Here is a 19,541-nt window from a genome sequence, read left to right as displayed (position 1 = left end):
ATGACAAATGTTTAGGCTGATATACCATGGAATAATATCAACACGTTAAGGACTCACTTTGTCAGACCCGCTTCTTTCACTCGTTGCAGTTGGATTGCTGTCAATTACCTGCCAATACTTAGCCTATAAGGTTAGGCTCCCTGCTATTTTACCGTTGTTAATTGTCGGTATTGTGGTTGGCCCTGTTTTTGGCGTGCTCAACGCGGACGACTTATTCGGTGATTTGCTGTTTCCTGTCGTTTCTCTCTCTGTTGCCATTATTCTTTTTGAAGGGTCACTGACGCTGAAGTTCAGCGACATCGCGGGTCATGGGAACATGGTTCGAAACCTTTGCTCTGTGGGCGTGGTTGTAACCTGGCTTGTCGCAGCCACTGCAGCGCACTACAGTCTTGATCTTACTTGGCAGCTATCCTTCCTATTCGGAGCTATTGTTACCGTAACAGGCCCCACGGTTATAGTGCCCATGCTTAGAACCGTGCGACCGAAAACAAATTTGGCCAATATCTTACGCTGGGAAGGGATTGTCATAGACCCTATCGGCGCTCTGCTCGCCGTACTGGTTTTCGAGTTTATCGTTGCATCGCAAGAAACCGCCATTACCCATACGCTAATAGCGTTTGGCAAAACCATTGGAATTGGCTCCGTACTTGGTCTCGCTTCTGGCTATCTGCTTGGTCTGTCTATTCGCAAAGACTGGATACCGCACTATTTGCTTAACACCGCAGTGTTAACCGTTATTCTGGGTGTGTTTGCAGCGTCTAATTATGTTGCGCACGAGTCTGGCCTTTTGGCCGTTACCATATCTGGTATGGTACTGGCCAATATGAAGGACGTAGACGTAGAAGACATTCTTGAATTTAAAGAAACCCTCAGTGTTTTACTTATTTCAGGCTTATTTATTCTGCTTGCCACGCGTTTGAACTTACAATCGGTAGTGGATGTAGGTTGGGGCTCCGTTGTAGTGCTTGCCGCCATTATGTTTGTGGCTCGGCCTTTGTCCGTATTGGCGTCCTCCGTTGGTACCGGACTCAAGTTAAACGAATTAGCCTTGCTAAGCTGGATTGCACCTCGAGGTATTGTTGCAGCGGCGGTATCAGCCCTTTTCTCTTTAAAGCTTGAAGAAATTGGCTATGAAGGCGCGGGTATCATTGTTCCTATTGTCTTTATGGTTATTATTGCAACAGTAGTGGTACAGAGCCTTACTTCACGCACTGTTGCGTCGCTACTTAAGGTGAGAGCGCCTGCGCCAACTGGCTATCTGATTTTCGGTGGCAGTAAATTCAACCGCGCTTTAGCGACGGAAATGATAAACCAAAAACTAGACGTTACCATTGCAGATACTAACTGGGACGCAATAAGAGAAGCGCGTATGAAGGATATCCCAGTATATTTTGGCAACCCAATGTCTGACCATGCAGCACGACATCTTGACCTGAATACATTCGGGACCGTGCTGATTATGTCGCCTTACAAACAGCTTAACCCACTTATTGCTTATCACTTTGAATACACGATGGGCAAAGACAAAGTATGGGCGCTGACAAATAACGAACAATCTACGCGACCAAGTCACCAAGTTAGCGAACAATACGCGAAAAAACTTACTCTGTTCGATGAAGGCGTTACTTATGGGTATTTAGCATCGGCCATTGCCCGTGACTCAATGGTGAAAACCACCCGTTTATCTGAAGAGTTTACTTACGAGCAGTACATTAAACAGTATGGTGAGCGCGCTACACCTCTCATTGCGATCAACGCTGAAGGTAAGAGCTATACTTTTATCAACGGTAACAGTATTCAGCCTAAAGCAGGATGGCGTGTGATTAGCTTGATTGAACCAGAACGAAAAGAAGAAAAAGTAGAAGTGCAAAAGTAAGAAAACCTCCTGCCCACCGGCAGGAGGTCTCTCCCTGGAAAACGCGCAACGCAGTGCCCTTTTTAAAAGGTGCATATTTATTTGGATTTTACTGTTGTTACGCTGTCGCACACTTTATAGCAAGCAGCGAACCAACTTTAACAATCCTCTTATAATCAAATAGATAGCTAAAAACCAAGTCCCTATTCATTATCTTTTAGCTGTCACAGCCCCTAATTTGGTGCATCAGACGCACAAATGCGGGGTTCCTTTTTTGTTCAATAACAACGAGTTGCTGTTTTTGACTGACGGCATTTAACGAATACTGCGATGTATACACGCTAACGTAGAATCTAACGCGCCGCTGTTATCCTGTAGTACCTTTTTACCGGCCATTCCCGCTTTTTCAGCTTTACTGGGTGATTCAAGCCATTCTTGCACCGTTGAAGAAACGCGAGAAGCATCTTCTACAATGCTTAATGCTCCACATTCTTTTAAATAGTCGCAGATAACAGGGTTATTATAGGTGTGTGGCCCCATCATTATTGGCAACGAGAATGCTGCCGGCTCAAGGGCATTATGGCCGCCTCTATCGGCAATAGAGCCGCCAACAAAGGCAAATGTTGCTACCGCATAAGCATGATTTAACTTACCCATTTCATCCAACAGGATTACGTTCACATCGTCTGGAACGTTATCCACCTCTGAACTTTTGACGAAGTTCAGATTATGCCTTTCAAGTAATTTTGCTACGGCTTCAAATCGCTCTGGATGGCGAGGGACAATAATCACCCGTAGTTGAGGGTTCTTGTCCCATAAAACCTTTGCAGATTCAACGATAACGCTCTCTTCAGGTTCGTGCGTGCTGCCTGCAACTAGTATTGGCCTTGCACCCTTAGCTAACCCAAGAAAATGTGCAGAAGAGCTCGCTGTATTTGCGGCTTGATCAAACTTAATATTATTCGTGAGAGTTAGCTTATCTTGCGCAACACCAAGCCATGCATAATTATCATAGTCTCTCTGCCCTTGAGCACATACGTGAGATAGCTTAGCCAACATAGGGTTAAATAGCTGTCCGATTTTTTTATAACGTTTAGCCGAGCGCTCAGTCATGCGAGCATTTATTACCATAACGGGAATATTGCGCTTCCAGCACACGTGAATTAGGTTTGGCCATAGTTCAACTTCTGTAATCATTACTGCTTTGGGCTTAATGCGTTTCAGCATTGAAGACATAGTCGGCGACAAATCATAAGGCAGATAGAAATGGTGAACGGTGTCTTTGAATATATCTCGAACGCGAGCAGAGCCTGTAGACGTGGTTGTAGTTACGGTTATTTGCGCGTCTGGCTCGTGTTGCATTATTCGCTTTATTACGCATGAAGCAGCTACGACTTCCCCCACTGAAACACAGTGAAACAAATAGCCATTCTGCTTGAGCGGCTTTGGGACTATACCAAAACGCTCAAATCTCCCTCGATGCGAGTCATCGCTTGTTTTCGTGGCTTTTATTAATAAATGAATAAATGCGAAGGGAATCGCAATCGCCAATACAAGCGAATATCCCCACCGGCAGAGCGTTTCAAGTAGAGTAGGTTTATAGCCACGTGTATTGGCAACAACCATAAATACATCCTTTTTGATACAGATACTTCGACGGCACGACTACAAGTGATCGACTATCGATGTTGAATTATGCTTTTCAAATACGGTGTGCTGGGCACTGCGAAACACCCACTTCCAGCGTTAAGCAGGTAATTCTAGCTATCTAGTGCCGCAGTTCCCGATAGATTCTTTCGACATTGTAGTGGCTAAATAGCCCGCGTCTAGGGCAAAGCGACCCTATACGTAAGTAAATAGTGTATATGAGAAAGGCAATAATATATTGATCACTCGCTTTATGCGTATAGCGGTGTTTAAACAGCAGGATGTAACCACAACCATATAAGAAAAGCCGCAAAAAAACGGTCTTAAATAAAAAAGCCGCGTATACAGAATATTAAATAAATTTTAAGGAAGGCATTTGAGTATACGCGTTCTTCACATTGAACTTGGCATACATCTTCACGGTGGCGCCGAACAAGTTGAATACCTCATCAATGCGTTAGAGCACCATGATGATATATCACTTCACTTGGTTTGCGCTGAAGACAGTGAGATTCGTCATACGGCTTTTGGGTATTGTGAAACGCATACCATTAAGTATGCCGGCGAGTCAGACTTCCTATGTGTAAAGCGTTTACTGGAAGTCGTAAATGGGGTTAACCCAGACATTATTCATGTACACAGCGAACGGGGTTCGGATGTATGGGGTGCCATGCTCGCCAAAATTTCAGGTGTGCCTACGGTTTGCACAAGGCGAATAGATAACCCCGAAACTCACTTTTCATTTTATAAGTACAAACAATTCGATGCAGTTATCAGCGTATCTGAAGGTGTAAGGAAAGTGGTTTCACTACATTGTGAAGGCGTAGAGCATCAGCGCGTTATATATCCAGCAGTAGACTTAACACAGTATTCCCAACGCAAAGATAGCGGTTGGCTGCGACGTACATTCTCTATTCCTGAAGACCATATCGTCATTGCAAACTTCGCTCAGTACATATCTCAAAAAGGGCAAGCGGATATCATTTTGGCTATGCACGATGTATTGAACATGCATGAAAATGTAACCTGTTTATTGTTTGGCGAGGGAAATCTAAAAGAGAGCTATCAATCACTTATAGAACGCCACAAGCTAGACGAACATGTGAAGCTTTGCGGTTTTACTAAAGAGGTAGCCAAAATACTCCCTAATGTAGATATTCTGGTTCATCCTTCCTATTCAGAGGGGTTAGGCGATATTTTACTTCAGGCAGGTGCTAATAAATGTGCAGTGTTATCTAGTCCTGTGGGGGGAATACCCGAAGTTATCAAGCATAAGGAAACAGGTGTTATGGTAGCGCCGGGAGATATTGACGGAATTGGGGAGAGCTTAATTAGTCTAATTGAAGCCCCTGATGAAAGAGCACAATATGGAGAGGCTTTGTATAAGCTTGTCACAAGTAAATTTGGTATAGAAAGGATGTCCAATGCCTACGCTGATTTATACAAGACGCTAGTCTTTAACGGCGCTGATAATGAACACGCTTAAGCCTATGGAAGCACGTGTAAGAAACTGCAGATACAAAAAAGCCGCTCGAAAGCGGCTTTTTTAAGACTTTGAAAAAAGTTAGCGATTAAACGCCAGCTTTCTCAACAACGTCAACTAGCATCCAAGATTTGCTCTTAGATAGTGGGCGACATTCACGTACTGTTACTACGTCACCTTTATTGCATACGTTGTTTTCGTCGTGGGCGTGAAGCTTAGTAGAGCGCTTGATGAACTTCCCGTAGATTGGGTGCTTAACAAAACGTTCAACTACAACAGTGATAGACTTATCCATCTTGTTGCTAACCACACGACCTTGTACTGTACGAATTTTTTGCTCAGTCATTACGCATCAGCCTTTTGAGTCAGAATGGTTTTAACACGCGCGATGTTACGACGTACTTTTCTCAACTGATCAGTTTTTTCAAGCTGACCTGTTGTGTGCTGCATGCGTAGGTTGAACTGTTCGCGTAGCAGGTTAATCAACTCTGCGTTCAGCTCTTCTACGCTCTTTTCTTTCAGTTCAGTCGCTTTCATTACATCACCGTCCGAGTTACAAAGGTTGTTTTAAATGGCAGTTTAGCCGCTGCCAATTCAAACGCTTCGCGTGCAAGATTTTCAGGAACACCTTCCATCTCGTATAGCACACGACCAGGCTGAATTTGGCATACCCAGTACTCAACGTTACCTTTACCTTTACCTTGACGCACTTCTAGAGGCTTCTCAGTAATTGGCTTGTCAGGGAAAACTCGAATCCAAATTTTACCTTGACGCTTAACGTGACGAGTCATAGCACGACGCGCTGCTTCGATTTGGCGCGCAGTCATTCGACCACGACCAACTGCTTTAAGGCCGTAAGTACCAAAGGCAACAGTATTACCCGCTGCTAAGCCGCGGTTGCGGCCTTTGTGCATCTTACGGAACTTCATGCGTTTTGGTTGTAACATGATTAGCCCTCTCGCTTAGCGTTGCGGCCTTTCTTCTTAGGTTGAGCAGCTGGTGCTTGCTCTTGAGTTGTAGGTAGACCACCTAGAACTTCACCTTTGAAGATCCATACTTTAACGCCGATGATACCGTAAGTAGTTGACGCTTCAGAGGTTGCGTAATCGATATCCGCACGGAAAGTGTGCAGAGGAACGCGACCTTCACGGTACCATTCAGAACGTGCAATCTCTGCTCCGCCCAAACGGCCGCTAACTTCAACTTTGATACCTTTCGCGCCTAGACGCATTGCGTTTTGTACTGCGCGCTTCATAGCACGACGGAACATAACACGACGCTCTAGCTGGCTAGAGATGCTGTCAGCTACTAGCTGGCCATCTAGCTCTGGCTTACGTACTTCAGCGATGTTGATCTGAGCTGGCACGCCGGCTAGCTTAGATACGTAGTTACGCAACTTCTCTACGTCTTCACCTTTCTTACCGATTACAACGCCTGGACGAGCAGTGTGAATAGTCACACGGATGCTCTTAGCAGGACGCTCGATCACGATTTTAGAAAGTGAAGCGTTCTTTAGTTGCTTAGTCAGATACTGACGTACCTGATGATCGTTATACAGGTTGTCTGCATAGTCTGCAGTATTAGCGTACCAGGTAGAAGTCCATGGTTTGCTGATACCCAGGCGTATACCTGTAGGATGTACCTTCTGTCCCATTATCTACTCCTAGTTATCCGCTACAACCACAGTGATGTGACTGCTGCGCTTGAAGATACGATCAGCACGGCCTTTAGCACGTGGCTTGATACGTTTCATAGTTGGACCTTCGTCAACGAAAACTTTAGACACGCGTAATTCGTCGATGTCTGCGCCTTCGTTGTGCTCTGCGTTAGCAATCGCAGATTCCAATACTTTCTTTACTAGCGCTGCGCTTTTCTTCGGGCTGTACGCAAGAAGCTCTAGAGCTTTCTCAACGTGCATTCCGCGAATTTGATCCGCAACCAAGCGTGCCTTTTGAGCCGACGTGCGGGCAAAACGGTGTTTAGCTAATGCTTCCATCTTCCTACCCCTTAACGTTTAGCTTTCTTATCCGCGACATGGCCGCGGTAAGTACGCGTTGGCGCAAATTCGCCCAACTTGTGGCCGACCATTTCGTCACTAATAATGACAGGTACATGTTGGCGACCGTTATGGACCGCAATGGTCAACCCAATCATATCTGGGATGATCATAGAACGACGAGACCAAGTTTTGATTGGTTTACGTTCGTTCTTTTCCACTGCAGCCTCTACCTTCTTCAGCAAGTGAAGGTCAATAAAAGGACCTTTCTTGAGAGAACGTGGCATGGTGAATCCTCGCTATTACTTGTTTCGACGACGTACGATAAGCTTATCAGTACGCTTGTTGCTTCGGGTTTTCTTACCTTTGGTAGGAACACCCCAAGGAGTTACTGGGTGACGACCGCCTGATGTACGACCTTCACCACCACCGTGTGGGTGATCAACCGGGTTCATGGCAACACCACGAACGGTAGGACGAACACCACGCCAGCGTGTAGCACCAGCTTTACCTAGTGAACGAAGCATGTGCTCTGCATTGCCAACTTCACCGATAGTGGCGCGGCAATCAGATAGAACTTTACGCATTTCGCCAGAGCGTAGACGTAGGGTAACGTAGTTTCCGTCACGTGCTAGGATCTGAGCATAAGCACCAGCAGAACGTGCGATTTGCGCACCTTTGCCAGGCTTCATTTCAATTGCGTGTACAACAGTACCTACAGGGATGTTACGCATAGGTAGAGTGTTACCAGACTTGATCGGAGCGTCCGAACCAGACTGGATTGCATCACCTGCTTGCATACCCTTAGGAGCCAGAATGTAACGACGTTCACCGTCTGCGTACAATACTAGTGCAATGTTTGCAGAACGGTTTGGATCGTATTCTAAACGCTCAACTTTAGCTGGAATGCCGTCTTTGTTGCGTTTAAAGTCGATTACACGGTAGTGTTGCTTATGACCACCACCAATGTGACGAGTGGTAATACGACCATTGTTGTTACGACCGCCAGATTTGCTGTTCTTTTCAAGCAAAGGTGCGTACGGTGCACCTTTGTGCAGGTCAGGATTTACGACCTGAACAACGTGACGACGACCGGCAGAAGTTGGCTTAGCTTTCAATAATGGCATTTCTAATCCCCTTCTTACTCAGCACCACCGACAAAGTCGATGTCCTGACCTTCTTTAAGAACCACGTAGGCCTTTTTCCAGTCGCTGCGCTTACCGAAAGACATGCCGTGACGCTTGGTTTTACCCTTAACGTTCACAGTACGAACACCTTCAACTTCAACTTCAAACAGTTTTTCAACTGCAGCTTTGATTTCGGCTTTGTTCGCGTCTTTAGCTACTTTAAATACAACTGTGTTGTTCGCTTCAGCAGCCATTGTAGACTTTTCTGAAACGTGAGGTGCTACTAGCACCTTCAGTAGACGTTCTTCTTTCATGCTAACGCCTCCTCAAGTTGTTTAACCGCATCAGCAGTCATTAGCACTTTTTCAAATGCAATCAGGCTCACTGGGTCGATGCCTGCTACGTCACGTACGTCAACTTTGTACAAGTTGCGCGCCGCTAGGAACAAGTTCTCATCAACTTCAGGAGTAACGATTAGAACGTCATTTAGTTCATATTCGTTAAGTGCAGAAATAAGAGCTTTAGTCTTAGGTGCGTCAACACCGAACTTCTCTACAACAACCAAACGGTCTTGACGGATTAGTTCAGACAGGATGCTCTTAATCGCACCGCGATACATTTTCTTGTTAACTTTTTGGTCAAAGTCACGAGGCTTTGCTGCGAAAGCACGGCCACCGCCAACCCAAATTGGGCTACGGATTGTACCAGCACGCGCGCGGCCAGTACCTTTTTGACGCCATGGCTTCTTACCGCCACCACGAACTTCAGCGCGAGTTTTCTGCGCTTTTGTACCCTGACGAGCACCTGCACCGTAAGCTACAACTACCTGGTGTACCAGGGCTTCGTTGAATTCACGTCCAAAGGTCGCTTCGGATACTTCAAGAGCGCTTTGCGCGTCTTTCAATGTTAATTCCATCAGTTCACTCCCCAGACGTTACGCTTTAACAGCTGGCTTTACGATTACATCGTTGCCAGTTGCGCCAGGTACGGCACCTTTAACTAGGATAAGGCCGTTCTCTACGTCAACACGTACAACTTCCAAAGACTGAGTAGTCACTTGCTTGTTACCAAGCTGACCAGCCATTTTCTTGCCTTTGAATACTTTACCTGGTGATTGGTTTTGACCAATTGAACCAGGAGCACGGTGTGACAAAGAGTTACCGTGTGTCATACGCTGAGAACTGAAGTTCCAGCGCTTGATAGCACCTTGGAAACCTTTACCTTTTGATGTACCAGTTACATCAATTTTCTTAGTGTCGTTAAAGATTTCAACAGTGATTTCACTGCCTACTTCAATATCGGCACCTTCGTTTTCTTCTAGGCGGAATTCTACTAGAGTGCGTCCAGCTTCAACACCAGCTTTAGCAAAGTGACCTGCTTCAGCTTTGTTGATGCGGTTAGCTTTCTTAGTTCCAGCAGTAACCTGAAGAGCGCGATAACCGTCAGTTTCCTCAGTACGAAGCTGAGTAACGCGGTTTGGGGTCGCTTCAATAACAGTCACAGGGATAGACGTACCATCTTCAGTGAAGATGCGAGTCATACCCACTTTACGACCGACTAGACCAATCGCCATTGTTATAACCCTCTCTTATTAGCCCAGGCTGATTTGAACATCAACGCCAGCAGCCAAGTCCAAACGCATCAACGCGTCAACTGTTTTATCAGTTGGCTCGATGATGTCTACCAAACGCTTGTGAGTACGGATTTCATATTGATCACGCGCGTCTTTGTTAACGTGCGGAGAAATCAGAACTGTATAGCGTTCTTTGCGAGTAGGTAGAGGAATAGGACCACTTACCTGAGCACCAGTGCGTTTCGCAGTTTCAACGATTTCAGCCGTAGACTGATCGATCAACTTGTGATCAAACGCTTTCAAACGAATGCGAATTCTTTGATTTGGCATCGATTAAGCTCCAATCGAAAGAACAAAAAAATTCACCCTTTCTCTTCCATTTATTCCGGAAAGAAAGGATGTGCGTAAACCGATGGTTCCCAATCGGAACCCTGTTCTTTTTTCTAGCACGCCAGCAACAGGCTAATCAGTGATGATGAATCCGTTACTTCGGCAACCACCCTAAAAGCAGTGAGGTCGCGGCTAAAAATTACGTGCCCTAATTGGGCAGTGGGCGCGAATTATACAGAAAGGCAGAAGCAATGCAAGAGGCAGTTTGCTTTTTATACACATATTTTTACGCTATACCAGTGTATGTAACTGTCTATAAGTAGTATTGTTGCTTTCGTGGTATAGGTATATCTTGTTACCCTAGCTTAACAGGCACTTGTAACGCCAAATGCATAAAGGACTAGGCGCCAACATTATTAGTAGTGAGAATATGGAAGTAGTGAATAACCAGCAAACTTTTGCACAAATAAAACGCATTCTAAATAACCATTCCACGTTACTGGATGCATATGGTTTATTAGAGCCAATTATCCTCGGTTTGTTTGATGCCCAACGTATGAGTATTTTTCAACGTCGACGTCAGCATCAAGATTTGGTCGCGAGATTTAAAACGGGTAAAGAGACGCTGGAAATAAAAGTGCCAATTAGCCCAATGTCCATTGCTGGTTATGTTGCCCTATCACAAAAGGCTGTGGTTATTGACGACCCGTATAATCCTGCACTACTTCAAAGCATTCACCCTCGCCTGCGCTTCGCTGATAAGTTCGACAAAGACAATGACTTTAAAACCCAGAACATTTTATGCGTACCTATAATGAATGCGGGCGTGTTGATGGGTGTTATCCAAATCATCAACAAAGTCAGTGGTGGTTTTACTGAAGAAGATTTAAAGCTAGGCAATGCCCTTGCACTTATTCTTGGCGACAAGTTCAGATTTGAACTGGGCGGCACAAACAACCCTTTCGATCTACTAGTCCACAAAAGCTTATTAGACGAAGCTACATTAAACGATATTCAAAGTTCTACTCCAGACATTCGCGCTCTTATACAGCGTCTTGTATCGGAACACCGCATCTCTGAAGAAGAAATTGGCAACTCGCTTTCTATTCACTATCAGGTGCCTTTTATTCCTTATTTACCTGATAAGTATCACAGGTTCGAAAATGAAAGCCGTCTGAATGTTTCTTATTTAAAAAGAAACTATGTGGCTGTCATTGCCGATGCCCATGACAAGCCCATCGTGTTGATGGCTGAACCTAATAATGCGGCGCTACTTATGGAAATAGAGAGCGCCATGGGTATTGATAGCTACGAGATAGCTGTCAGCCTACCAAGCTTAATTCTTCAATATTTGGGGGAAAACAGCGGTGGCGGCGGCCCCGGCGAGATGAGTGATATTCTCGACGAGATTGGTACATCAACTGAAGATAACGACGACCAAGTCGATGAGCTGTCGGACGACGCCCCTGCTGTGGTGCGCTTAGTAAGCCGTATTCTGCACGATGCAAAAAGACTCAACGCGTCAGATATTCATATAGACCCAGAGAAAAATGCGCCCACTCGTGTACGTATGCGCGTGGACGGTGTGTGCCGCGACATGAACCAAGTGCCTAATTCGCACCACAGTGCGGTTATTGCACGCATAAAGATAATGTCGAATTTGAACATTGCCGAAAAACGCGTACCTCAGGATGGCAAACTCGCGTTTAGAATGAATGGTCAACTTGTTGAAGTTCGTGTTGCCACCATTCCTACGGTTGCCGGTGAAGGTGTGGTTATGCGTATTCTGGCATCTGGCGGTGCGATGCCTATTGATAAGATGAACTTGGCACCGAACAACCGTGCACGTTTAGAAGAAATGATTAAGAAGCCTCACGGCATTCTTCTCGTTGTTGGGCCAACGGGTTCAGGTAAAACCACCACGCTTCACGCTATATTGGGATATTTAAACACGCCTGAAAAGAAGATTTGGACCGCTGAGGACCCGGTGGAAATCACGCAACCCGGCCTACAACAGGTTCAAGTAAGCCCTAAGATTGGCTTCAACTTTGCTGCGGCCCTGCGCGCATTCTTACGTGCTGACCCTGACATTATTCTTATTGGTGAGATGCGTGATAAAGAAACCGCACATGCGGGGATTGAAGCCTCGTTAACCGGTCACTTAGTACTGTCTACACTGCATACCAACTCAGCCCCTGAAACGATTACCCGTTTACTTGATTTGGGTCTCGACCCTGTGAACTTCTCAGATGCCTGCGTGGGTATACTGGCTCAACGTCTTATTCGAACGTTATGCAGTAACTGTAAAGAAAAGTACATCGCCACTGAAACCGATATGGCCTTTATTGAGCGCCAGTATGGTCATGCGCACATGGCGGAGCTGAATATTCAGACGCCACTAGAGCTTTACCGCGCTAAAGGCTGCGAAGAATGTGGAAACACGGGTTACAAAGGTAGAACAGGGGTACATGAACTACTAGGTATGACGCCAGAGCTTCGGTCAATGGTGTACAAAGAAGCCAGCGTCGCCGATATGAAGTCTCAGGCTGCTGCTGATGGCATGCGCACCCTCGTTCAAGACGCAATTTTCAAAGTTTTGAAAGGCGATACTGACCTAGCACAAGTCCAAATTATTGGTGGAGATTAATCACTCTACTCTTAAAATTTTTAGTAACATAAAACAAATACTGTACTTTTAGACGGTTCACTATGAGTGTGAATTGCGTTATAAATTTATCAAAAAGAAGGGATACTACATGAAAAATCTATTAGCAATAGCTGCCGTTTTATCTTCAGTTGTACTTTCAGCCCCTACGTTGGCTCAGTCGCATACTAAGAATCATATTTGGAAATCCGAATATTTATCTACTTTAGAATTGGGCTTGCACGCCCTGAAGGCAGAGAAGTATGAAAAAGCACTGGAGAAGCTGACTGCTTCTGCAAAAATGGGAAATAAAGAAGGTCAATATTACCTCGCGCAAATGTATTTCCAAGGATGGGGGACGCCCGTTAATTATGAAGAAGGCTGGCTCTGGTTGAATGTTGCAATGGAACAAAAAACCGCTGAATGGAACCGTTCTTACCGACAGATAAAGAATGCTTTACCTGAAGACTACATCAATGCTTTAGAGCCTTATGTAGAAGAATATATCTCTCTTTACGGTGCACAAGCCCAAGATTTGAGATGTGAGACACGCGCTGCCATCGGCTCGAATATTAAAGAAGTAATCTGCGAAAAACGCTATTACTAACATCACATGGCATAGCGACTTCTCACTACAGAGAAGTCGCTAACCATTACCCTTATACGTGCTATTTCTTCAAGTATTCTCTTATCACGTAATGCAGAATGCCGCCGTTTTCAAAGTAAGTGAACTCGTTTGATGTATCAATTCTGATATCCATCGTAAACGTTGTTGTTTTTCCTTCATCCGACACGGCTTTAACTTCAACCTCAGTCTGCCCACGTTCAACAGCGTTAATAGAAAAAGACTCATTGCCTTTAAGCTCCAAAGAACTCGCGCTATCACCTGACTTAAATTGAAGTGGCAAAATCCCCATTCCAATCAGGTTAGAGCGGTGAATTCTCTCGTAGCTCTCGGCTAATACTGCTTTCACCCCCATCAAAGAAGGGCCTTTAGCAGCCCAATCTCGACTCGAGCCAGTACCGTACTCTTTTCCACCAATAACAATGGCTGGTACGCCGTCATCTTTGTAACGCATAGCAGCATGGAAAATAGACATACTATCGCCACTTGGGAAGTGTGTGGTTGCACTGCCTCTTGTACCGGGTGCTAATTGGTTTTGCAGACGCACGTTAGCAAACGTACCTCTCATCATAACCTCGTGGTTACCACGACGCGATCCATAAGAGTTAAAGTCTTTAGGCTCGACCCCTTGGGCCTGCAGGTACTCTCCGGCTGGGCTATCTTCTGCGATGGCGCCGGCTGGAGAAATATGGTCGGTAGTAATCGAATCGCCCACCTTAACCAAGCATCGTGCGTTTTCAATTGCAGTCAAAGCCTCTGGCTCTTTCCCCATTACTTCAAAGAAAGGTGGATGCTTAATGTAGGTTGATTCTGGCCAGTCGTAGACCGATGTTTTACTCACCTGCAGCTCATTCCATTCACCGCTGCCTTTAAATACATCTGCATATTTTTCTTTAAACAAATCACCAGTGACGTTTTCAGCTATATATTGCTGAATTTCGTCTTCGGTAGGCCAGATGTCTTTTAGATATACCGGAGAACCATCACTCGCCTGCCCCAACGGCTCTTTAGTGATATCTACATTCATGTTCCCAGCCAACGCGTATGCAACAACCAGTGGTGGTGATGCAAGGTAGTTTGCAGCCACATCAGGGTGGATACGCCCTTCAAAGTTGCGGTTACCAGATAAAACTGAGGTAACCGTAAGTTTCGCTTTTCTAATGGCGTCGGTAATGGCATCAGGTAGCGGTCCAGAGTTACCAATACAGGTTGTACAGCCGTAGCCAACCAAGTTAAAGCCTAGTGCTTCAAGTGGGTCCATAAGACCTGCATCTTCTAGATACTGAGTAACAACCTGAGAACCAGGTGCTAATGAAGTCTTAACCCACGGCTTACGAGTTAGCCCTTTTTCTGCTGCTTTCTTCGCAAGTAAGCCTGCGCCAACGAGCACTGATGGATTTGACGTATTAGTACAGCTGGTGATAGCAGCTATTACAATAGCGCCATCTTCAAGGTTGAACTTGCTTCCTCTGAACTCCACGAATGAGTCGTGTTCTTCGTCCACCTCGTCTGTTGTACCTAACCCCGCTTCTGCGATGAGATCGGTTTCTTCATCAAGTACTTTCACGTCAATTTGCGAACGATGCCACTCTCTAAATGCCTCTGCTGCATTATCGAGGGCAATTCTATCTTGAGGACGCTTAGGTCCAGCAAGTGAAGGAACCACTTCATCTAAGTTAAGTTCCAGGGTCTCATGATACTGGGCATCTTTTGAGTGGTCGTCGTGCCATAGGTGGCTGAATTTCGCATATTCCTCAACAAGGGCAATTTGATCTTCGTCTCGGCCGGTGAGTCGCAGGTAATCTAGCGCAACATCATCAATAGGGAAGATACCGCAAGTAGCACCATATTCGGGCGCCATGTTTGCGATGGTGGCACGGTCTGCCGTAGTAAGATGCTTAAGACCCGGTCCATAGAATTCTACAAACTTTCCAACAACGCCATGTTCACGTAGTTGTTGTGTGATAGTTAGCACCATGTCGGTGGCAGTTACGCCAGCAGGCAACTTACCTGAAAGCCTGAAGCCAACCACTTTTGGTAATAACATTGTTACTGGTTGACCCAGCATCGCCGCTTCTGCTTCAATGCCTCCCACACCCCAGCCTAGTACGCCAAGGCCATTAATCATAGTGGTATGCGAATCTGTTCCTACTAGGGTATCTGGGTAAACCAACGTTTCCCCATCCTGTTCCTTAGTAAACGCGCAACGAGCAAGATACTCTAGGTTAACCTGATGCACGATACCGCGACCAGGGGGAACCACTTTGAAATTGTCAAAGCTAGACTGACCCCATTTTAGAAATTGATAACGCTCTCTATTTCGCTGAATTTCAATGTCGGTATTCTTTTCAAGCGCATCGTCTTCAGCAAAATGATCTACCATTACTGAGTGGTCAATAACCAGCTCTACTGGATTGAGGGGATTAATCGCCTGAGCGTTGCCACCTAAACGATTAACCGCATCGCGCATGGCTGCTAAATCAACAATAGCAGGCACACCCGTAAAATCTTGGAGGATGACGCGTGCGGGAACAAAAGACACTTCGTGATCAACGTGATTATCTGTGTCCCACTTTGCTACTTGCTCAATATCGTTGCTGTTAACAAACTCTTGGTCTTCATGACGAATCAGGTTTTCCAAAAGAATTTTGATACAAAACGGAAGCCTGTCGAGCGCATATTTACTGCCTATACCGTCAAAATTAACCGCCTTGAAGTTTTTGCCGTTTACTTCAAGCTGCGAAAAAGACTTATATGTCATACGCTCACCATCCTTCTTTGCCTGTTCGTGAATATTGTGTACGTTTCAATTTTGCCAACGCAAGAAACGAGCAACGTGTTTTTCGTCGCCTTATTTTCCAATTTGTACGGCCTAAACATGAAAAAAAGTTCACCTACTATTAGTAATGGCATCGCTTTTTTAGCTATTTCTCATTATTGGTTTAAACAGATGGATTATGGAGAAGCGCTGTAACAGTTGGAAAAAGCTGACTAGGGCAGATAGCGCTTATTGGTAAGAAAACTTCGCGTATGCACAGAGTACTTGATGATTAATATGGTTTACAAATATGCAACATTTCTGTTTTCTTATAACGCACCAAACGGTATGCTTAAAAGAAGGTTAAACATTAAATGTCTTAATACATGCTTAGGAAAGCTTTGAGATATACAAGCATTAGTAGTAAGCAATAACAATAATAACGAAGTTATCATGACACACCCGCTAGTTAAGAAGTACAACCTTGCACCTCACCCTGAGGGAGGTTTCTATCGTCAAGTTTTCCGTTCTGAAAACGAAACTAAATCCTTTGTGCACAATGCTAGTCGTCCCGCGCTTACTCATATTTATTTTCTTCTACTAAAGGGACAAGTAAGTCGTTTTCATCGCGTGTTACATGATGAAGTGTGGAATCACTACGAAGGGGCTCCACTACAACTGTTTCAACTTGAAAAACAACAGTTGTGGGAACGTCGCATTGGTGGGCAAAGCACGGACTATGTTGAAGTTGTTAAAGCAGGGAATTTTCAGGCAGCCGCAACTATGGGTGATTACTCACTTGTTGGTTGTACAGTAGCACCTGGCTTCGACTTCGAAGACTTTAGCTTTATTGAAGAGCCATCAATGCAAGAGTGGATAAAAGTTGCTCATCCAGACCTTACCCGTTTTATATAATAATTCCCAAATTATAGTGATAAACACACGTCTTACCTGCGATTTTGTACCAGCATAAACTGGATTTTTAAGCGCCAATCAAGGATGATAACAGCAGATTTTTAAATATACGTCTGAACGTCCAATTTCTGGAATTATCTCAGACTATTTCACTCTAACGCCGCAGGTAACCCAACTATGTATAAATTGGTACTTATTCGTCATGGAGAAAGTCAGTGGAACTTGGAAAACCGTTTCACGGGCTGGCACGACGTTGACTTGACCGACACTGGTGTAGCACAAGCAAAGACCGCAGGTCAGCTTCTTAAAGATGCTGGATTTACATTTGATCAGGCTTATACGTCTGTACTTCTTCGCGCAATTAAAACACTTAATATTGCACTTGAAGAGATGGGTCAGCACTATCTTCCAGTTGAGCGTCACTGGCGTCTGAACGAGCGTCACTACGGTGCGTTAACAGGTCTAGACAAAGCAGAGACTGCCGCTAAGCATGGTGAAGAACAGGTTAAAATCTGGCGTCGTAGCTTCGACATCCCACCTCCGGCAGTTGAAGATGACAGCGAGCACTTCCCAGGTCACGATCCACGTTACAACAATGTAGATGCTGACATCCTGCCACGTGGTGAAAGTCTAAAACTAACTATCGAACGTGTACTACCATACTGGCACGACGTCATTCGTCCAGACATCCAAGCAGGCAAGCGCGTAATTATTGCTGCGCACGGCAACAGTCTTCGTGCTCTTGTTAAGTACCTTGATGGTATGTCAGACGAAGAAGTGTTGGGCCTAAACATTCCTACAGGTGTACCGCTAGTATACGAACTAGATGAAAACCTTAAGCCAATCTCTAAAGAATATCTTGGCGATGCTGACGCTATCAAAGCAATGATGGATGCAGTCGCTAAGCAAGGCAAAGCGAAGTAATCGAGTGCCTTTTTAGAAACGAAAAAGCCTGCGTTCGCAGGCTTTTTTAATGGGTGTCTGATTAGACTAGTTTGGCACTTTCACCAACCAATTGTGAGTGTCTTCGGCCTTACCCCATTGGATATCATTTAACGCTTGTCTTAGCTTCATCGTTACAGGGCCAGCTTCACCGTTACCCACCTGATACTCTTTATCATTGTGAATAAAAGTACCTACCGGCGTAAGTACAGCCGCTGTACCAGACAGTGCTGCTTCAGTATTCGGTTTGGCTGAACGCTCTAGTAGTTCGTCTACAGTAATATCACGCTCACTCACCTTCATGCCGTGGTCTTTGGCAATTTGAAGAATCGTTGCTCGGGTCACACCGTGTAGAAAGCTAGAATCTAACCCTTTAGTAATGATTTCATCACCATCGATAAGCAGGAAGTTAGCAGCTCCGGTTTCTTGTACATCGCCATTAGGGCAAAACAGAATTTGATCAGCCTGAACTTCTGCACGCGCTTTAAGAATAGGAGGCAACGCACTGGCGTAGTTACCACCGCTTTTTACCATTCCCATGTGCGGCGCACAGCGCATGCCTGTTTCGTCTAGCAACAAGCGAAGTGGCTTCAAACCGCCAGCAAAGTAATCACCAACCGGCGATAACAGGACGTATAGCATAGAACTTGCTGATGGCGCTGCCGCTTTACCGATAGACGCTTCTGTGCCGATATGCGTAGGGCGGATATACATAGAACCTGGAGGCTCTGGAACCTCAGAGGCATATTTTGCAACAATATCGATGATCATCTTTTCGACTTGCGCTTTGTCTATTTCAGGCAAGTTAAGTAGACGGCTACTTTGAGCAAAGCGCTCAATATTCTTATCCATTCTAAAAATGTTGATGCTGCCATCTTCGTGCTTAAATGCTTTCAATCCTTCAAAGCATGTACTTGAGTAATGAAGCACGTGTGCACCAGGGTGCAGCTGAATACTATCTGCACTGACAAATTCGGTGTCAGTCCACTTATCGTTGACAAAGGTAGCAAGTGCCATTTGTGGCATGAATACTGTACCGAATACGGCCATTAGTTTGTCCTATTTACTTCGACTAGAAAAATATTCGACAGAGTTTACCAAAAAACGCTCACTTTGCTAAAAGTTAGTCAGATCTATTAAGGCTTTTATCGAATAAGAATGTCTACAAATACTGACAACACAAAAATAATGGGGTCAGAGTACATTTCAAAGATTGGGGTCAGAGTACTTTTTAAAAGATAACGCTTTAAAATATTCTGCCCTTACATTTGTATTTCCAACGCTTCGACCTAAGCTACAGTCTGTACCTATCTACCATATCGTCAAACTGTTTCTTACATGTCCTAAAGAGATAAAAACCACGTTTTGTTTAGGTAGCCTGCAATAATGGGGTCAAAGTACATTTCACTGATTTAGCGGCACTGGGGGTAAGGGAATGACTATGTTCTGATGTTTAAAGCAATAAAGTACTCTGACCCCAATTTGAGGTTTTGCAGGGGGGATTGGGGATTAATGTACTCTGACCCCATTTTTTCTTTCTTCCAAACGCAAAAAACCCGCCGTTAGGCGGGTTCTTCTTAATGGGACCTGGCAGTGTCCTACTCTCACATGGGGAAACCCCACACTACCATCGGCGCTAATACGTT

The 19,541-nt window shown here is 45.0% G+C and carries 20 protein-coding genes; 6 read left to right on the top strand and 14 right to left on the bottom strand.

What is annotated here, in order from left to right; all coding sequences use genetic code 11:
- Positions 1-58 precede the first annotated feature (58 nt).
- Positions 59-1,876, top strand: a complete 1,818-nt coding sequence (locus MHN02_RS03470; RefSeq protein ID WP_014975447.1) for a sodium:proton antiporter — start codon at positions 59-61, stop codon at positions 1,874-1,876.
- 294 nt (positions 1,877-2,170) lie between these two features.
- Here the strand turns inward: MHN02_RS03470 and MHN02_RS03465 are convergent, their stop codons facing one another.
- Positions 2,171-3,481 carry a 3-deoxy-D-manno-octulosonic acid transferase gene (locus MHN02_RS03465; RefSeq protein ID WP_239244568.1) on the bottom strand — a complete coding sequence of 437 codons (1,311 nt, stop codon included), beginning with the start codon at positions 3,479-3,481 and terminating at the stop codon, positions 2,171-2,173.
- A gap of 397 nt (positions 3,482-3,878) precedes the next feature.
- On the opposite strand from MHN02_RS03465, the gene MHN02_RS03460 reads away from it, so the two are divergent.
- Complete coding sequence (locus MHN02_RS03460; RefSeq protein ID WP_239244566.1) at positions 3,879-4,988, top strand: glycosyltransferase family 4 protein; 1,110 nt, start codon at positions 3,879-3,881, stop codon at positions 4,986-4,988.
- Positions 4,989-5,073: 85 nt separating this feature from the next.
- On the opposite strand, the gene rpsQ is transcribed toward MHN02_RS03460, so the two are convergent.
- Genes rpsQ through rpsJ form a run of 11 tightly spaced genes read right to left on the bottom strand, consistent with a single transcriptional unit; the run spans position 5,074 to position 10,011 of the window.
- Positions 5,074-5,331: a 30S ribosomal protein S17 gene (gene rpsQ / locus MHN02_RS03455; protein ID WP_014975444.1), complete on the bottom strand. Its 258-nt coding sequence runs from the start codon at positions 5,329-5,331 to the stop codon at positions 5,074-5,076.
- Positions 5,331-5,522, bottom strand: a complete 192-nt coding sequence (rpmC, locus tag MHN02_RS03450; protein ID WP_014947980.1) for a 50S ribosomal protein L29 — start codon at positions 5,520-5,522, stop codon at positions 5,331-5,333. The genes rpsQ and rpmC overlap by 1 nt, the downstream gene beginning before the upstream one ends.
- On the bottom strand, positions 5,522-5,932 hold the full coding sequence (rplP, locus tag MHN02_RS03445) for a 50S ribosomal protein L16 (RefSeq protein WP_014947979.1): 411 nt from the start codon (positions 5,930-5,932) through the stop codon (positions 5,522-5,524). The genes rpmC and rplP overlap by 1 nt, the downstream gene beginning before the upstream one ends.
- Positions 5,933-5,934: 2 nt before the next feature.
- A complete protein-coding gene (gene rpsC / locus MHN02_RS03440; RefSeq protein WP_014947978.1) occupies positions 5,935-6,639 on the bottom strand; it encodes a 30S ribosomal protein S3 in 705 nt (234 codons plus the stop codon).
- A gap of 9 nt (positions 6,640-6,648) precedes the next feature.
- Positions 6,649-6,981, bottom strand: a complete 333-nt coding sequence (gene rplV / locus MHN02_RS03435; RefSeq protein WP_014947977.1) for a 50S ribosomal protein L22 — start codon at positions 6,979-6,981, stop codon at positions 6,649-6,651.
- Between the two features lie 11 nt (positions 6,982-6,992).
- Entirely contained in the window at positions 6,993-7,268 is a 276-nt protein-coding gene (gene rpsS / locus MHN02_RS03430) for a 30S ribosomal protein S19 (protein ID WP_012516961.1), read from the bottom strand.
- A 15-nt stretch (positions 7,269-7,283) separates the two neighbouring features.
- The gene (gene rplB, locus MHN02_RS03425; protein WP_014947976.1) at positions 7,284-8,108 is read right to left on the bottom strand and encodes a 50S ribosomal protein L2; all 825 of its coding nucleotides are present in this window, start codon (positions 8,106-8,108) and stop codon (positions 7,284-7,286) included.
- 14 nt (positions 8,109-8,122) lie between these two features.
- Positions 8,123-8,422, bottom strand: a complete 300-nt coding sequence (gene rplW, locus MHN02_RS03420) for a 50S ribosomal protein L23 (protein ID WP_012516959.1) — start codon at positions 8,420-8,422, stop codon at positions 8,123-8,125.
- The gene (rplD, locus tag MHN02_RS03415; RefSeq protein WP_012516958.1) at positions 8,419-9,024 is read right to left on the bottom strand and encodes a 50S ribosomal protein L4; all 606 of its coding nucleotides are present in this window, start codon (positions 9,022-9,024) and stop codon (positions 8,419-8,421) included. The genes rplW and rplD overlap by 4 nt, the downstream gene beginning before the upstream one ends.
- A gap of 18 nt (positions 9,025-9,042) precedes the next feature.
- A complete protein-coding gene (gene rplC / locus MHN02_RS03410) occupies positions 9,043-9,681 on the bottom strand; it encodes a 50S ribosomal protein L3 (protein WP_014947975.1) in 639 nt (212 codons plus the stop codon).
- Positions 9,682-9,699: 18 nt separating this feature from the next.
- Positions 9,700-10,011, bottom strand: coding sequence for a 30S ribosomal protein S10 (gene rpsJ, locus MHN02_RS03405; RefSeq protein ID WP_010179497.1), 312 nt, complete (start codon positions 10,009-10,011; stop codon positions 9,700-9,702).
- Between the two features lie 430 nt (positions 10,012-10,441).
- On the opposite strand from rpsJ, the gene MHN02_RS03400 reads away from it, so the two are divergent.
- Together MHN02_RS03400 and MHN02_RS03395 are read left to right on the top strand one after the other, a co-directional pair.
- Positions 10,442-12,658: a GspE/PulE family protein gene (locus MHN02_RS03400; RefSeq protein ID WP_080589194.1), complete on the top strand. Its 2,217-nt coding sequence runs from the start codon at positions 10,442-10,444 to the stop codon at positions 12,656-12,658.
- Positions 12,659-12,767: 109 nt separating this feature from the next.
- Positions 12,768-13,262, top strand: coding sequence for a sel1 repeat family protein (locus tag MHN02_RS03395; RefSeq protein ID WP_014947973.1), 495 nt, complete (start codon positions 12,768-12,770; stop codon positions 13,260-13,262).
- Between the two features lie 61 nt (positions 13,263-13,323).
- Here MHN02_RS03395 and acnA read toward each other — a convergent pair whose 3' ends face one another.
- A complete protein-coding gene (acnA, locus tag MHN02_RS03390) occupies positions 13,324-16,041 on the bottom strand; it encodes an aconitate hydratase AcnA (protein WP_239244564.1) in 2,718 nt (905 codons plus the stop codon).
- Between the two features lie 450 nt (positions 16,042-16,491).
- On the opposite strand from acnA, the gene MHN02_RS03385 reads away from it, so the two are divergent.
- Both MHN02_RS03385 and gpmA read left to right on the top strand, forming a co-directional pair.
- Positions 16,492-16,953, top strand: coding sequence for a cupin domain-containing protein (locus MHN02_RS03385; protein ID WP_014947971.1), 462 nt, complete (start codon positions 16,492-16,494; stop codon positions 16,951-16,953).
- Between the two features lie 177 nt (positions 16,954-17,130).
- The gene (gpmA, locus tag MHN02_RS03380; protein WP_014947970.1) at positions 17,131-17,877 is read left to right on the top strand and encodes a 2,3-diphosphoglycerate-dependent phosphoglycerate mutase; all 747 of its coding nucleotides are present in this window, start codon (positions 17,131-17,133) and stop codon (positions 17,875-17,877) included.
- A gap of 66 nt (positions 17,878-17,943) precedes the next feature.
- Here gpmA and MHN02_RS03375 read toward each other — a convergent pair whose 3' ends face one another.
- Entirely contained in the window at positions 17,944-18,945 is a 1,002-nt protein-coding gene (locus tag MHN02_RS03375; protein ID WP_014947969.1) for a branched-chain amino acid aminotransferase, read from the bottom strand.
- Positions 18,946-19,541: the final 596 nt, after the last annotated feature.

The sequence above is a fragment of the Alteromonas sp. CNT1-28 genome (assembly GCF_022348345.1).
GTDB classification, from domain to species: Bacteria; Pseudomonadota; Gammaproteobacteria; order Enterobacterales; family Alteromonadaceae; genus Alteromonas; species Alteromonas macleodii.
Note: the sequence above shows the minus strand (reverse complement) of the source record. Positions and strands in the feature narration are given on the sequence as shown.

Excerpts from the sequence above, each read along its gene's own strand:
- MHN02_RS03465 (WP_239244568.1), bottom strand. The coding sequence starts at position 3,481 with ATGGTTGTTGCCAATACACGTGGCTATAAACCTACTCTACTTGAAACG.
- rpsQ (WP_014975444.1), bottom strand. The coding sequence starts at position 5,331 with ATGACTGAGCAAAAAATTCGTACAGTACAAGGTCGTGTGGTTAGCAAC.
- rpmC (WP_014947980.1), bottom strand. The coding sequence starts at position 5,522 with ATGAAAGCGACTGAACTGAAAGAAAAGAGCGTAGAAGAGCTGAACGCA.
- rplP (WP_014947979.1), bottom strand. The coding sequence starts at position 5,932 with ATGTTACAACCAAAACGCATGAAGTTCCGTAAGATGCACAAAGGCCGC.
- rpsC (WP_014947978.1), bottom strand. The coding sequence starts at position 6,639 with ATGGGACAGAAGGTACATCCTACAGGTATACGCCTGGGTATCAGCAAA.
- rplV (WP_014947977.1), bottom strand. The coding sequence starts at position 6,981 with ATGGAAGCATTAGCTAAACACCGTTTTGCCCGCACGTCGGCTCAAAAG.
- rpsS (WP_012516961.1), bottom strand. The coding sequence starts at position 7,268 with ATGCCACGTTCTCTCAAGAAAGGTCCTTTTATTGACCTTCACTTGCTG.
- rplB (WP_014947976.1), bottom strand. The coding sequence starts at position 8,108 with ATGCCATTATTGAAAGCTAAGCCAACTTCTGCCGGTCGTCGTCACGTT.
- rplW (WP_012516959.1), bottom strand. The coding sequence starts at position 8,422 with ATGAAAGAAGAACGTCTACTGAAGGTGCTAGTAGCACCTCACGTTTCA.
- rplD (WP_012516958.1), bottom strand. The coding sequence starts at position 9,024 with ATGGAATTAACATTGAAAGACGCGCAAAGCGCTCTTGAAGTATCCGAA.
- rplC (WP_014947975.1), bottom strand. The coding sequence starts at position 9,681 with ATGGCGATTGGTCTAGTCGGTCGTAAAGTGGGTATGACTCGCATCTTC.
- rpsJ (WP_010179497.1), bottom strand. The coding sequence starts at position 10,011 with ATGCCAAATCAAAGAATTCGCATTCGTTTGAAAGCGTTTGATCACAAG.
- MHN02_RS03400 (WP_080589194.1), top strand. The coding sequence starts at position 10,442 with ATGGAAGTAGTGAATAACCAGCAAACTTTTGCACAAATAAAACGCATT.
- MHN02_RS03395 (WP_014947973.1), top strand. The coding sequence starts at position 12,768 with ATGAAAAATCTATTAGCAATAGCTGCCGTTTTATCTTCAGTTGTACTT.
- acnA (WP_239244564.1), bottom strand. The coding sequence starts at position 16,041 with ATGACATATAAGTCTTTTTCGCAGCTTGAAGTAAACGGCAAAAACTTC.
- MHN02_RS03385 (WP_014947971.1), top strand. The coding sequence starts at position 16,492 with ATGACACACCCGCTAGTTAAGAAGTACAACCTTGCACCTCACCCTGAG.
- gpmA (WP_014947970.1), top strand. The coding sequence starts at position 17,131 with ATGTATAAATTGGTACTTATTCGTCATGGAGAAAGTCAGTGGAACTTG.
- MHN02_RS03375 (WP_014947969.1), bottom strand. The coding sequence starts at position 18,945 with ATGGCCGTATTCGGTACAGTATTCATGCCACAAATGGCACTTGCTACC.